This is a genomic window from Anaerostipes faecis (assembly GCF_910574135.1).
In the GTDB taxonomy this organism is placed as follows: domain Bacteria; phylum Bacillota; class Clostridia; order Lachnospirales; family Lachnospiraceae; genus Anaerostipes; species Anaerostipes hominis.
Genome location: NZ_CAJSYK010000001.1, coordinates 65,300 through 78,663, shown reverse-complemented (window position 1 = coordinate 78,663; position 13,364 = coordinate 65,300). Strand labels below are relative to the sequence as shown.

At 42.7% G+C, this 13,364-nt stretch carries 9 protein-coding genes and 1 pseudogene; 9 read left to right on the top strand and 1 reads right to left on the bottom strand.

What is annotated here, in order from left to right; genetic code table 11:
- Window positions 1-37 precede the first annotated feature (37 nt).
- Genes QGT46_RS00375 through QGT46_RS00365 form a run of 3 tightly spaced genes read left to right on the top strand, consistent with a single transcriptional unit; the run spans window position 38 to window position 4,771 of the window.
- Window positions 38-1,435, top strand: coding sequence for a family 43 glycosylhydrolase (locus tag QGT46_RS00375; RefSeq protein ID WP_148458889.1), 1,398 nt, complete (start codon window positions 38-40; stop codon window positions 1,433-1,435).
- Between the two features lie 5 nt (window positions 1,436-1,440).
- Complete coding sequence (locus QGT46_RS00370; protein WP_024728220.1) at window positions 1,441-3,375, top strand: PTS beta-glucoside transporter subunit IIBCA; 1,935 nt, start codon at window positions 1,441-1,443, stop codon at window positions 3,373-3,375.
- Window positions 3,376-3,379: 4 nt separating this feature from the next.
- Entirely contained in the window at window positions 3,380-4,771 is a 1,392-nt protein-coding gene (locus tag QGT46_RS00365) for a glycoside hydrolase family 32 protein (RefSeq protein ID WP_148458888.1), read from the top strand.
- A gap of 58 nt (window positions 4,772-4,829) precedes the next feature.
- Here the strand turns inward: QGT46_RS00365 and QGT46_RS00360 are convergent.
- Window positions 4,830-5,548, bottom strand: a pseudogene (locus QGT46_RS00360) (YeiH family protein); the annotation flags it as partial.
- A gap of 145 nt (window positions 5,549-5,693) precedes the next feature.
- Here QGT46_RS00360 and QGT46_RS00355 point away from each other — a divergent pair.
- The 6 genes from QGT46_RS00355 to QGT46_RS00330 all read left to right on the top strand — a co-directional run bounded on the left by QGT46_RS00355 (window position 5,694) and on the right by QGT46_RS00330 (window position 13,150).
- Window positions 5,694-6,074, top strand: a complete 381-nt coding sequence (locus tag QGT46_RS00355; RefSeq protein ID WP_148458887.1) for a BlaI/MecI/CopY family transcriptional regulator — start codon at window positions 5,694-5,696, stop codon at window positions 6,072-6,074.
- Window positions 6,075-6,203: 129 nt separating this feature from the next.
- Window positions 6,204-7,100, top strand: a complete 897-nt coding sequence (locus tag QGT46_RS00350) for a LysR family transcriptional regulator (protein ID WP_148458886.1) — start codon at window positions 6,204-6,206, stop codon at window positions 7,098-7,100.
- Between the two features lie 147 nt (window positions 7,101-7,247).
- Window positions 7,248-8,390, top strand: a complete 1,143-nt coding sequence (locus tag QGT46_RS00345; RefSeq protein ID WP_148458885.1) for an acyl-CoA dehydrogenase family protein — start codon at window positions 7,248-7,250, stop codon at window positions 8,388-8,390.
- A 26-nt stretch (window positions 8,391-8,416) separates the two neighbouring features.
- The gene (locus tag QGT46_RS00340) at window positions 8,417-9,214 is read left to right on the top strand and encodes an electron transfer flavoprotein subunit beta/FixA family protein (RefSeq protein WP_024728213.1); all 798 of its coding nucleotides are present in this window, start codon (window positions 8,417-8,419) and stop codon (window positions 9,212-9,214) included.
- A gap of 19 nt (window positions 9,215-9,233) precedes the next feature.
- Complete coding sequence (locus QGT46_RS00335; protein ID WP_148458884.1) at window positions 9,234-10,229, top strand: electron transfer flavoprotein subunit alpha/FixB family protein; 996 nt, start codon at window positions 9,234-9,236, stop codon at window positions 10,227-10,229.
- A gap of 1,469 nt (window positions 10,230-11,698) precedes the next feature.
- Entirely contained in the window at window positions 11,699-13,150 is a 1,452-nt protein-coding gene (locus tag QGT46_RS00330) for an ATP-binding protein (RefSeq protein WP_148458883.1), read from the top strand.
- Window positions 13,151-13,364 lie beyond the last annotated feature (214 nt).

Below are 13,364 nucleotides of genomic sequence, written 5' to 3'. Positions count from 1 at the left end.
ATAATAAGTCATAAAAAGGGGAAAAGGAGGAGCAGCCATGCACAAGCTTTACTACCAGCCAGAGGGTGTATGGGTGGGTGATATCATGCCATACGCCGAAGATGGAGAATTTTTTGTCTACCACCAGAGAGATACCCGGGATCCGGTGCCATTTGGTCAGCCGTTTGGATGGGCATTGGCAAAGACTGAGGACTTTGTGAAGTATAAAGATTTGGGAGAAAGTCTGAAAAGAGGATCTGATACAGACCCGGACCAGTTTATCTACGCGGGAAGCGTGTTTCGTTCAGGCGGGAAGTTTCATGCGTTTTATACGGGTTATAACCGTGAATTTCTTAAGGAGGGAAAGACATCCCAGGTACTTCTGCACGCAGTGAGTGAAGATGGAATTACGTGGGAAAAATCAAAAGGGATCTTAAAACTTCCGCCCCAGGAGGGATATGACAGGAGAAACTGGAGGGATCCGTTTGTACTATGGGATGAAAATAAAGGTGAGTATCTGCTGATCCTTGGTGCCAGAAAGGGTGAGGATAAAAGAAAACAGACGGGACGCCTGGTAAAGTTTACATCCAGAGATCTGGAGGAGTGGTCATTTGAAGGAGATTTCTGGGCACCGGGCCTCTATACAATGTTTGAAATGCCGGAACTTTTCCGTATCGGAGAGTGGTGGTATTTGGTATACTCAGAGTATAGTGACAAGAATAAAATCCTGTACCGGATGAGCAGGAGTCTTAACGGACCGTGGACGGCACCGAAAGATGATGCCTTTGATGGAAGGGCCTATTATGCAGGAAGAACAGCCTTTGACGGAAAACGAAGAGTCCTGTTTGGATGGGTTCCCACAAAAGAAGGAGATAATGATAAGAACTCTTACCTCTGGGGAGGGACCTTTGTACCTCATGAGCTTTACCAGAGAGAAGATGGGACACTGGGAGCAAAACCAGTGGATTCTCTGTGGAATGCGTTTAAGGAATGGGAAAATTTCTCTGGGTTTTGTGTGAAAACGATTAACACGAAAACAGAAAAGATCATAATCGAAGACACAGGAGATCTGATGGCTTTTGAGACAACCATTAGATTTGCAGAAGGCACCAGAGCTTTTTCGCTGAAATTCTATGAAGATCCGGAAAGCGGAACTGCTTATGAATATAAATTTCTCATAGAAGAAAACAGAGTCGTGTTTGATAAGTCTCCAAACTATCCATGGTATCAGTGTTTTAATATTGGCCTGGAGCGTCCGATTCTTTTGGAGGCAGAGAAGGAATATAAGATCCGGCTTATCGTGGATGATACGATCAGCACTTTGTATATTAATGGAACGGCACTCAACGCCAGATTTTATGACAAACCGGGTACTGCATTGGGAATGACGGTGACAGACGGTACATTCTACTGTAAGGATACAAAGATTTCAAAGAAAGTAAAGAAAGAGAGGTAACAGATATGGATTATCAGAAGACGGCCCGGGATGTGGCAGAACTGATCGGCAGTGCGCAGAATATAGATGGTGCTACTCACTGTGTGACAAGATTGAGACTGATTTTAAAAGATAGCACAGCATATGACAGGAAGGCTCTGGAGAAGATTGAAGGGGTGAAAGGTGTCATGTTCAACAGCGGTCAGCTGCAGATCATTTTTGGAGCGGGAACAGTGAATAAGGTATATGATGAATTTATCAGACTGACAGGGGCTAAAGAAGTGACTGTGGCGGATGCCAAGAAACAGGCCGTGAGCAAGATGGGAAAACTTCAGCAGGGCTTCAAAGTTTTTTCAGACATTTTTATCCCCATCATTCCGGCCTTTGTGGCGGCAGCGATCATTATTGGAATAAAATCACTGCTTTTGGCAGACGGTCTATTCGGTATAACAGGAAGTCTGGCTGACAAAAGTGTGTTGCTGGCAAACATGGCCGATTTCTTTGGAATTATAGCCACCACCTTTGATTATCTGCCGATCCTTGTTATGTACAGCGCAGTAAAACGGTTCGGCGGCAATCCGGTCCTTGGTATCCTGGTTGGAATTGTTATGGTTCATCCGGAGCTGTTAAACCGGAATGTCTTTGCATTGACGCCGGAGAAGGCCGATTATTGGAATTTCCTCGGACTTTCTGTGCCGAGAGTGGCTTTCCAGGGAGGTGTGTTCCCGGCAATCCTGACCGCATGGTTTATGTCCAAGGTTGAAAAGATCGCACAGAAATATGTACCGGAAGTAGTTTCTTTTGTATTAGTACCGACAATCACTATTCTATTGGCAAATATTGCACTTTTTACCGTATTCGGGCCGGTGGGCAACGTGATTGGAAGTGTGCTGGCAGGAATCATTGATGTCCTTTATAACCGTTTAGGCGCTCTGGGAGCTTTTGTGTTCGCAGCTATGCTCCAGCCGCTGGTTGTCACAGGAACTCACCAGGCAATCCAGGGAATTGAGGCTAATCTTGTAGCCACAACCGGATATAACTATATCCAGGCAATCTGGTCTGTCTCTATCATTGCTCAGGGCGGCGGAGCTATTGGAATGTATTTGCTGGCAAAGAAAAAATCAAAAGACCGTGATATCGCAATGTCCAGTTTTGTACCGACTTTGGTAGGAATTTCAGAACCTGCAATCTTCGCGGTCAATATGAAGTATTCCATCATTCCATTCATCTGTTCCTGTCTGGGAGCGGGAATGGGAGGTGCTTTTATGAAGCTGATGTCCGTGAGAGCAATCGGACAGGGACTGACCGGAGTATTGGGAATGTTGATCGTAGTGCCGGATAAACTTCTCATGTATGTAATAGGCAACCTGATCGCATTTGTTGTGCCGATTGGATTAATCCTGCTTTATGACAAGAGTAAAGGGGTGCCCAGAGAAGAACAGGAAGAGGAGAATGAGGAAACGGAGGAAGAAGTGCCTGCTTTCGCACAGAACTCTGCAGAGGCGGAAGTTCATGCAGTCTTTGCAGTGACAGACGGGACCGTGATCCCGGTGGAAGAAGTCAACGACGGGGTGTTTTCTGAAAAAATCCTGGGTGACGGAATCGGAATACGTCCTGAGGGAGAAACGGTAAAAGCTCCGGCCGATGGTGAGATTTGTACTGTTATGGAAGGAACAAATCATGCGGTAGGAATAAGACTTGCTAATGGCTTTGTATTTCTGATCCACGTGGGAATTGAAACAGTATCCATGAACGGCGATGGGTTCACCTGTTACGTGAAGGTAGGGGATCAGGTCAAAAAAGGACAGAGACTGCTGACATTTGATAAGAAAAAGATTGAGAAAAACGGGCTTGATCCAACAGTCATCGTAGTAGCAACAGAAGAGGGAACACCGATGCCGATAAAATTTAAGACCGGACAGAAAGTAAGTGCTGGTACGGATGTTATTGGAGAATGGTAGAGCTATGGAATTTTTAAATATAGAAAAGTATACATATCTGGAAGAAAAACACCGCGGTTATTTGGACCAGCTGAAAGACTTCTGTAAAAAAAGCCCGCGTCTTCCACGATATCATATTCATCCGCCGTGCGGGTTGCTGAATGATCCCAATGGCCTCTGTTACTTTGAAGGGAAATATCATGTTTTTTATCAATGGTTTCCGTTTGCCCCGAAACATGGGATGAAACACTGGGCCCATGTGATTTCTGAAGATCTTGTACACTGGGAATGGTCTGAGGAGATGCTTGTGCCGGATCACGAGTTTGAAAAAAACGGGTGTTATTCGGGAAATTCTATTGAGGCTGGAGGAAAACAGTATCTGTTTTATACAGCCAACTATAAGACCAAACAGGGAAAGGTGCCGAAACAGGCATTGGCCGTAATGGAAAAATACGGAAAAATTCATAAATATTCGGGGAATCCCGTCATAGACGGAGCACCGGAAGGAATGTCAGGAGAGATCCGTGACCCGTTTGTATTTGAGAAAGACGATAGTTATTATATGATGCTTGGAGGTTCAGATCTTGACGGAACCGGACAGATTTTAATTTATAAAAGTGCGGATCTCTTAAGCTGGGACTATAGGGGAAATCTGGATCTTGGTAGGCAGAATCTTGGCACAATGTTTGAATGCCCTGCGTACATGGAAATTGACGGAAAAGATGTACTTCTTTTATCTCTGATCGGCCGCGCAGCCCAGGAAGAACGTTTTCAGAATGAATTCAGCACAGTATGTTTTACTGGCAGAATTGATCTTGAAAAGCTTACATTTGAAACGGAAACTATGGAAGAACTGGATAAGGGATTTGATTTTTATGCTCCTCAGATGTTTTGCGGCAAAGGCGGAAGGCCGCTGATGTTTGGCTGGTTCGGGTGCGGAGTACAGGAACTGCCGTATTTCAGGGAAGATATGTGGCAGCATGCTTTGACTCTGCCAAGAGAAATTTGTATTAAAGACGGCAGACTGTATCAGATGCCTGCACAGGAAATAATTTCACAGTTTTCTGCATTGGACATAAAGAGAGGTCAAATTATTATCCCGAAAGAAAATGCATGGAGACTTCATCTCATATCTGATACAGAATGCAAAACAGAAATTCATATTGGGGAATCGTATGATCATTTGAAGATTGTTATGGACCCAATCAAAGGACAATTCATTGCTGACCGGAGCTGTCTGAAACAAAAGATCAGTGAGGAATATGGGACACGAAGGGTCTGTCCTCTGGATACACATAAATCTGTTGAAGTTGATCTGTATTATGATAATACATTTTTAGAGATTTATATTGACGGAGGAAAGGACGTTATGTCACTGCGGCTGTTTCCTGAGTCATATAAAGTTGAAATGATATAAAGATTTAAAGATAAAAGAAGTCTCTCGCTTTTAGGCTGAGACTTCTTTTTTTCACGATTTATAGAATTCCGATAATACTCTGTATCCCAAGGCTTACCACAGCGATGGCAACCCAGCAGCAAAATCCCATAAAGATTGGCTTACCGCCAGTTTTTACAAGTTTGACGATATGAGTATTCAGCCCAATAGCGGACATTGCCATAACGATAAAAAATTTGCTTAAAGTTTTTAAAGGATCTGTTACAGCTACAGGCAGGGAAAACACAGTTGTGATGACAGAGGCAAGAATGAAAAACAATACAAATATTGGAAAGACCTGCTTTAGGCTGAAATTGGAGCCGCTTTCTTCCAAAGTCTTCTCTTTTTTCTCTGCACGGAAAATCGCAAGCGCCAGGGTGAGCGGAATAATTGCTAAAGTTCTTGTAAGTTTCACAATAGTAGCAACATTCAGAGTATTGCTGCCATGAATTCCATCCCATGCTGCAGCGGTGGCAGTGACGGAGGATGTGTCGTTGACGGCTGTGCCTGCGAACAGGCCAAAGCCTCCATTGGACAGGTGAAGTATATTTCCGAGTGCTGGAAATATAAGGGCAGCAATCACGTTGAACAGAAAGATGACGGAGATAGATTGTGCGATCTCTTCGTCATCGGCTTCGATCACAGGTGCAGTGGCTGCTGTCCTTTTTCCAGGATATCGGTAAGATTCATGCCGAATCCAAGGAGGATGACCGCATACTGCAAAATTTTCTTCGAGGTAAAGGCAATCCCGGGCTTCATAGATCATATAATAAGATAATTTAATGATTTTTGATTCAAAATAAAATATATATATACATTTATCATAATTGCTATTGAATAAAGCATTCATATATGTTAATCTAACTGTATGCTTAGTCAAAAAATATAAAGGAGATGCATTTAAGTGAGTGGAGTAAAACTAACAGAAGCAGAATCAGTAGTAATGAGATGTATTTGGAATTATGAGAAAGAAGAGATCCCATTTTTGACATTAATAGAAGAGCTGAAGGATAAGTATGGTAAGGATTACAAGAGGACAACCGTACGTACATTTCTTTTTGATCTGGAAGCAAAGGGATATGCGGTGGTTGAGAGACGGGGAAAATTTTCCTATGTGAAGCCGGTTGTCAAAAAAGATGACTACAAGAAAGTCAAGGCAGAAGAGGTATTGGATATCTGGTTTGACGGATCAGCAAAAAACTTTATCAGTGCTCTCAGCGAGAGAATATCCGGGGACGAGCACCAAAAACTGAAGAAGCTGCTGGACGAATTGGATGCGGATTGATCTGACAGAGTATTGGAAACGGGAAAAGTTCAGCCGGGAGAGGAGAGACATTCTGATTTGCAGGGATGTCTTTTTCGTTATATAAACTTGTCCATTCTGTCCCAGACATAAAAGACAAAGGAGAACGATATGCTGGATTTTAGGATTTTTACATTTCTTGAAGTATGTAAACAGATGAATTTTACAAAGGCAGCTAAAAAACTGAATTTCACACAGCCTGCGGTGTCACAGCATATAAGATGGCTTGAAAAGGAATACGGCATAAAGCTGTTTGAGATGGAAGGGAAAAAGCTGAGTCTTACCGAAAAAGGAGATCTGTTCCGGAATGCGGCTATGACATTTCAGCACGATGAGATGTACTTAAAACATAAAATCCAGGAAATGAAAAAGGGAAAACGCAGGATCTATTTCGGAGCGACCTTGACGATCGGAGATTTTATTCTTCCCCATGCAGCGGCTGAATTTATTAAAATGCATCCCGACACAGAAATTTCAATAAGGATTGCAAATACAGAGGATCTCTTAAACCAGCTGGATCAGGGTGAGATTGATTTTGCCATGGTTGAGGGATATTTTGAAAAGAAGGAATATGATTACCACATATATTCCAGGGAATCCTATATTGCTGTCTGCGGCAGAGACTATTGTTTTCAAAAGGAACCGGAGGTGCTGGAGAACCTGCTCTCTGAACCTTTGATAACGAGGGAGGCGGGATCAGGTACGAGAGAGATTATGGAAAAAAGTCTGGAGGGAAGGAACTTAAAGATCGGAGATTTTAAGAAAAATCATGAGGCCAGCAGTCTGCATATGATAAAAAAACTGGTGGCTGAAGGGTGCGGGATTACCTTCCTGTATGAGGCAGCCGCAAGAGAAGAATTAAGAGACGGTATACTGAGAAAACTGGAATTGAAAGATTTTCCGGTAGTTCATGATTTTACATTCGTGTGGAGGTATCATAGCATTTTTTCACAAGATTACCTTGATATATTCAACAGTTTGCACAAAGATGATGAATATACAATATAAATAGACAATAAATTAACGAAATCTGTTGACATAACTTTCACAAAGTGATACTATTAGCTCACAAATATTTAGCTTACAAAGTATTGGCGGGCTAATAGTAGGGATGCTAATAAGTTTTATGTAAAAGCAAACAGGAGGAAAAAGAAAATGGTTGAATTTAAATTGACAAAAGAACAGCTGCTTGCACAGCAGATGTTCAAAGATTTCGCAGAGACAGAAATCAAACCAATTGCCAGGGATATGGATGAAACAGAAGAATTCAGCGTGGATCTGCTTGAAAAAATGAAAAAATTCGGTATTATGGGAATTCCATATTCCAAAGAATACGGCGGAGAGGGTGCCGATGTCTTAACATATACACTTTGTATGGAAGAGATGTCTAAAGTAGATGCCTCTACAGGAATCACGATTTCCGTACATACATCGCTATGCTGTTCCTGTATCAATGACTTTGCTTCCGAAGAGCAGAAACAGAAATTCCTTCGTCCTCTGGTTGACGGATCTAAAGTAGGATGCTTCGGCCTTACAGAGCCTGGAGCGGGTACGGATGCCAGCGGTGTGAAGACAAGTGCTGTGCTGGACGGTGACCATTATGTATTAAACGGACAGAAAGTATTTACTACAAACTCAGGTTTTGCCGATACTTTTATCATTTTTGCAATGACAGATAAGAGTGCGGGAACAAGAGGAATGTCTGCATTTATTGTTGACAGAAACACACCGGGATTAGAGGTCAGCAAAAATATTCCTCGTATGGGTATCCGTGCTGCATCTAACTGTGAAGTTGCGCTGGTTGATGTGAGGGTTCCGAAAGAGAATGTGATCGCAGGTGAAGGAAAAGGATATAAGATCGCGATGTCGGCACTGGCAGGCGGACGTATCGGAATCGGAGCTCAGTCTGTTGGTATTGCACAGGGTGCGTTAGATGAGGCGATCAAATATGTAAAAGAAAGAAAACAGTTTGGGAAACCGATTTCTAAATTTCAGAATACACAGTTCCTGATCGCAGAACTCCAGGTGAAAATTGACGCTGCCCGCCTTATGGTATGGAGAGCGGCAAAGGCCAAAGACGATCATGAAAATTATGCTCCGCTGGCAGCATCCTGCAAATTGTTTGCATCTGATGTGGCAGTGGAAGTGACAAGAGCGGCTGTACAGCTCCTTGGGGGATATGGATACTCCAGAGAATATCCGGTAGAAAGAATGTACCGTGACGCCAAGATCACAGAGATCTACGAAGGTACATCTGAGGCTATGAAGATGATCGTAGGCGGCGGATTGTTAAGATAAGCTTAAAGCGGAAGGAGAATAAAGAGATGAAAATCGTTGTTTGTGCAAAACAAGTACCAGATACAACTGAAGTAAAATTAGATCCAAAGACAAATACCCTGATCAGAGACGGTGTACCTAGTATCATCAATCCGGATGATAAAGCGGGGATCGAAGCTGCCCTGCAGTTAAAAGAAAAATGCCCGGGAAGCACTGTGACCGTTGTTTCCATGGGACCGCCTCAGGCAGATGTGGCATTAAGAGAAGCACTTGCTATGGGATGTGATGATGCAGTTCTTGTTTCTGACAGGGCTTTCGGAGGAGCAGATACATGGGCAACCTCTTCCACGATCGCAGCGGCTATCAAAAAATTAGATTTTGATGTGATTATCACAGGACGTCAGGCAATCGACGGAGATACCGCACAGGTAGGTCCTCAGATCGCAGAACATCTTGGTATTCCTCAGGTCAGCTATGTGGAAGATTTAAATGTGGAAGGGGAGGACACTCTGATCGTCCAGAGACAGTTTGAAGACCGTCATCAGATCATTGAAGTAAAGACTCCTTGTCTGATCACAGCTTTGGCTGAACTGGCTGATCCCAGATATATGACGGTACACGGTGCATTTGATGCATACAGAGAAAAAGAAGTCAAAGTCTGGGGGCTTGCAGACTTAGAAGATACCATAGACCAGGCAAACATTGGATTAAAGGGATCTCCTACAAGAGTAAAGAAATCTTTTACAAAACAGGCCAAAGGTGCGGGAACCATTTTAAAAGATTTATCAGCAGACGAAGCAGTGGCATCTATTGTTGGTAAACTTCAGGAAAAGCACATCATTTAAGCAAGGAGGAGAATTAAAAATGAGCAGAGACGTATACGTATTCGCTGAACAGAGAGACGGCGAACTTCAGAAAGTCGGAATCGAATTAGTTGGCAAAGCAAGAGAACTGGCAGACGACCTTGGACAGCAGGTTGCTGCAGTTCTGCTTGGGTCAGGCGTGAAAGATAAAGCGCAGGAACTGATTGCCTGCGGAGCAGATAAAGTCGTTGTTGTAGATGATGTTATGCTGAAAGAGTATGTCACAGAGCCGTATACGAAGGCACTGACAGCCGTGATCAATGCAAAAGATCCCGAGATCGTGCTTTATGGGGCATCTTCCATCGGACGAGACCTTGCGCCGAGAGTATCCGCAAGAATTCACACAGGACTGACAGCAGACTGTACTGCACTCGAGATTGATGAGGAGACAAAGCTTCTTATGATGACCCGTCCGGCATTTGGCGGAAATATCATGGCAACGATCGTGTGTGAAGACTTCCGTCCTCAGATGGCAACGGTCCGTCCGGGTGTTATGAAAGCGTTGGAAAGCGATGCATCCAGAAGCGGTGAAGTTGAAGAATTCAAGGTGGAATTCTCTGCTGCAGACATGAATGTAAAAGTACGCGAGACTGTAAAGACAGCTCATAAATCTGTAGACATCACAGAGGCGAAGATTCTTGTTTCCGGAGGACGCGGAATCGGAAGCGCAGATAAGTTCAAGATGTTAGAAGAACTTGCCGATGTTATGGAAGGCGAAGTATCCTCTTCCAGAGCCTGTGTGGATTCTGGATGGATCAGCGCTGACCGCCAGGTAGGACAGACAGGAAAGACTGTTCGTCCGGAATTATATCTGGCCTGCGGTATATCAGGAGCCATCCAGCACGCAGCAGGCATGGAAAACTCTGAATTTATCGTAGCTATCAACCGAGATGAAGATGCTCCGATCTTTGATATCGCGGATCTTGGAATCGTAGGAGATTTAAATGCTATCGTGCCGAAGCTTACGGAAGCGGTTAAGGCTTTGAAAGCTAAATAAGATATATAGAAAGAATAATTATATATAATATAGGGAAGAAGGAGAATAGCAGATTATTTTCCTTCTTTTTGTATGTTTTAGCCGAGGGATAAAATAAAAAATAGATTGTTTTATTTGAAATAGAAGATATCAAGGGATATTAAAACTATCGAAAAGCATATTAGTAAAGGATTATCAAAGCAATTATTTTACCAATATGATTGTTTATGAAATACAAAAAGAAGATATGTCTAGTGCTAAAACTAGAATATATTCGGACATTAATTTACTATATGTATTTAATGAAAATATTAGTGTTTTGCCAGCGTTTGATACTAACCAGATGAAAGAGTATCAACATCTAAAGAATAAGCTTAACGAGATACTATTGATTGAAAACTAATTCTTGTAATTAAAGGATTTTCTTCAGAAGCATGCGAAGTGACCGCTAAAATATGACAATTATACAAAAAGCCATATCAGCGGTGGACTCTTTAAGTTAAAAGGTGCCAAAGTCCACTTTATGTGACCGATTCTGTCCGTGATCTGCGTTGACTTTGAACAACAGCAAAATTATCTTTGGATATTGTCTTTAAGAACCTATATGTAGAGGTTCCGCTTGTGAAGATAAAGTGATATAATAATTGGCAATGAGTTTTGTTCTGATGTAAAGCAATGAGAGTACAATTATGGGAATGTAAGGAGTATGATGAAAGAATTGTTCATCTTGCGCTGGATTGTATTGCCATCCACTTGGATTATGGTATTAAAGCCAATTACCGTAAGGTGTAGATAGGATCTGATGGGAAGTTCTACGAAGTGTTGGCCGACTCAAAATCCATTATGACCAAGAAATGACGAGGAGGTGTCCTATGGGATATAGGTTTTATCCAGCGTTGATCACAGCAGCAATTGTCCTAATAGGACATGTCTTAAAATGGACTTCACTGCTCGAATATAAGAAGCGAAGAGATGAAACGATAGAATTCTCAAATAGATTCATAGAATTGCCAATTACTATATCGAACACTGTTCGATTGAGCCTGAGTTGTATGCTGTTTGCATTCATGATGTTGATAAAATCCAAGAGGAGTTGGGGAACGATGGTGTATTAGCTGAGTTTGTTGATCCATTCAAACAAATCAAGGGGAGAAACTATCAACTGTTCATGAATATACTCCCTGAGATGCGTTCCATGGTAAACCAGCTTGACAGTATAATGATTCGAGAGCGAATAGGTCAATTGCCAGGCTTGTGTGATGATGCTCTTAGAAGGCATGTTGGCAATTTAGACAGGGTGATTGAACAAGAAAAAAAGAGTATTTTGAATCCATTCTTATGTTTTGGAAGTGGAATTCTCTTACACTAATTGGTTTGCTTAGCTCAATTATTACTATTGCCCTTGGGTGGGACGGATTTATAGACATTTTGCACAGTTTTATTTCTAAAATTTGAGTATAATACTTTGAATAGAACAGGAGGTGTGACCAATGACAGCAGAAGAGATTTTTGCCGGTGAATCCGACAATGTGGAATTCAAAGAAGAAATCCCGGTAAAAAGCGAAAGGTATATGAAGACTGTTGTGGCCTTTGCCAACGGCAGAGGCGGCAAGCTGATCTTTGGTGTGGAAAACAACACTTGGAAAGTCACCGGTTTTTCAAAAGAAGAGGTTTTTCAAAAAATGGATGCCATCACCAATGCCATTTTTGACAGCTGTGAACCGAAAATCATACCCAGTATCGGTGTGCAGGAAGTTGATGGGAAATCCGTTATTGAAGTGGAAATCATGTCCGGTATGACGCGTCCTTACTATATCAAGAGCCAAGGTCTTTTGGATGGGACGTATGTCCGGGTGAGCGGTACGACACGTCATGCAGAACGTTATCAGGTGCAGGAGCTGATTCTGGAAGGCCAGAACCGTTATTATGACTGCGAACCCTGTGAAGGACTAGCTGTCACTTCTGAGGACATTGCCATTCTGTGTTCTAATATGAAAGCAATGGCGCTGCGAAACACTCTGACTGATGCAGAGAAGGCAGAGGTCAAAGACCTTACGCAAAACGTTCTGATTTCTTGGGGCGTTTTGATAGAAAAGGATGGGGCAGCTGTTCCGACCAATGCCTATGCGCTGCTGACAGGGCAGGCACATGAGCAGCCAATTATTCAATGTGCTGTTTTCAAGGGAACTGACAGAGCGTATTTTGTAGACCGCCGAGAGTTTGAAGGCTCCATTCAGGATCAGATGGAAGCAGCGTTCCAGTACGTGCAGGAGAAAATCAACCGTGGTATGAAAATCCAAGGAATGTACCGGCAGGATGTTTACGAACTGCCTTTGGACAGTGTGCGTGAGTTGATCGCAAATTCTGTTGCCCACCGCAGCTACTTGGAATCGGGCAATATTCAAATCGCTTTGTTCGATGACCGGCTGGAGGTCACTTCTCCCGGTATGCTGCTGAACGGTGTTTCCATTGCCAAGATGAAGGAAGGCTATTCTAAGATTAGAAACAGAGCTATTGCCAATGCATTTTCCTACATGAAGATTATTGAAAAATGGGGCAGCGGCATTCCTCGTATCATTCGGGAATGCAATGAATATGGCTTGCCTGAGCCGGAGTTTTTTGATTTTGATGGAGACTTCCGGGTGAATATGTATCGGAAAGCCGCCCCAAATACCAATTTGGAAATGATGAAAGAGGATTCGGCACAATTCGGAAATCCGGCACAATCCGGCACTGCCAGAATGCCGGATCAAGAAATTGCAATAGTCGGATTTGTAAAAAGCAATGGCAGCTGTACGACTTCACAAGTGGCCGAGCTGCTTTTGGTAAAAGATAGACGAGCAAGAGTTATTCTTGGAAGCCTTGTAAAAAAGAACATCTTAAAGAAGAGTGGAAACGCAAGAAACACGATGTATCTTGCGGGTGAACAGTTCCCGGAATGAAAGTGATAACATGGCAGAGTTGAACCTAAATCAGATAATTGAAAAGCTGAACGATAATTTTACGGGAGATATCTGCAAGATCGTTTTTTGATATAATGGTAAAGCAGACTCAACTGAGTAAATTGATTTTGTGGAACGAGAGGATACACCTATAAACAACCCTGGCACAGGCTAATAAAAGCTTTTAAGGAAAATGATATATAAATGAGAGATC

Bases quoted from the DNA above. Each gene is read 5' to 3' on its own strand.
- QGT46_RS00345 (WP_148458885.1), top strand. From the start codon at position 7,248: ATGGTTGAATTTAAATTGACAAAAGAACAGCTGCTTGCACAGCAGATG.
- QGT46_RS00330 (WP_148458883.1), top strand. From the start codon at position 11,699: ATGACAGCAGAAGAGATTTTTGCCGGTGAATCCGACAATGTGGAATTC.
- QGT46_RS00335 (WP_148458884.1), top strand. From the start codon at position 9,234: ATGAGCAGAGACGTATACGTATTCGCTGAACAGAGAGACGGCGAACTT.
- QGT46_RS00365 (WP_148458888.1), top strand. From the start codon at position 3,380: ATGGAATTTTTAAATATAGAAAAGTATACATATCTGGAAGAAAAACAC.
- QGT46_RS00375 (WP_148458889.1), top strand. From the start codon at position 38: ATGCACAAGCTTTACTACCAGCCAGAGGGTGTATGGGTGGGTGATATC.
- QGT46_RS00370 (WP_024728220.1), top strand. From the start codon at position 1,441: ATGGATTATCAGAAGACGGCCCGGGATGTGGCAGAACTGATCGGCAGT.
- QGT46_RS00340 (WP_024728213.1), top strand. From the start codon at position 8,417: ATGAAAATCGTTGTTTGTGCAAAACAAGTACCAGATACAACTGAAGTA.
- QGT46_RS00350 (WP_148458886.1), top strand. From the start codon at position 6,204: ATGCTGGATTTTAGGATTTTTACATTTCTTGAAGTATGTAAACAGATG.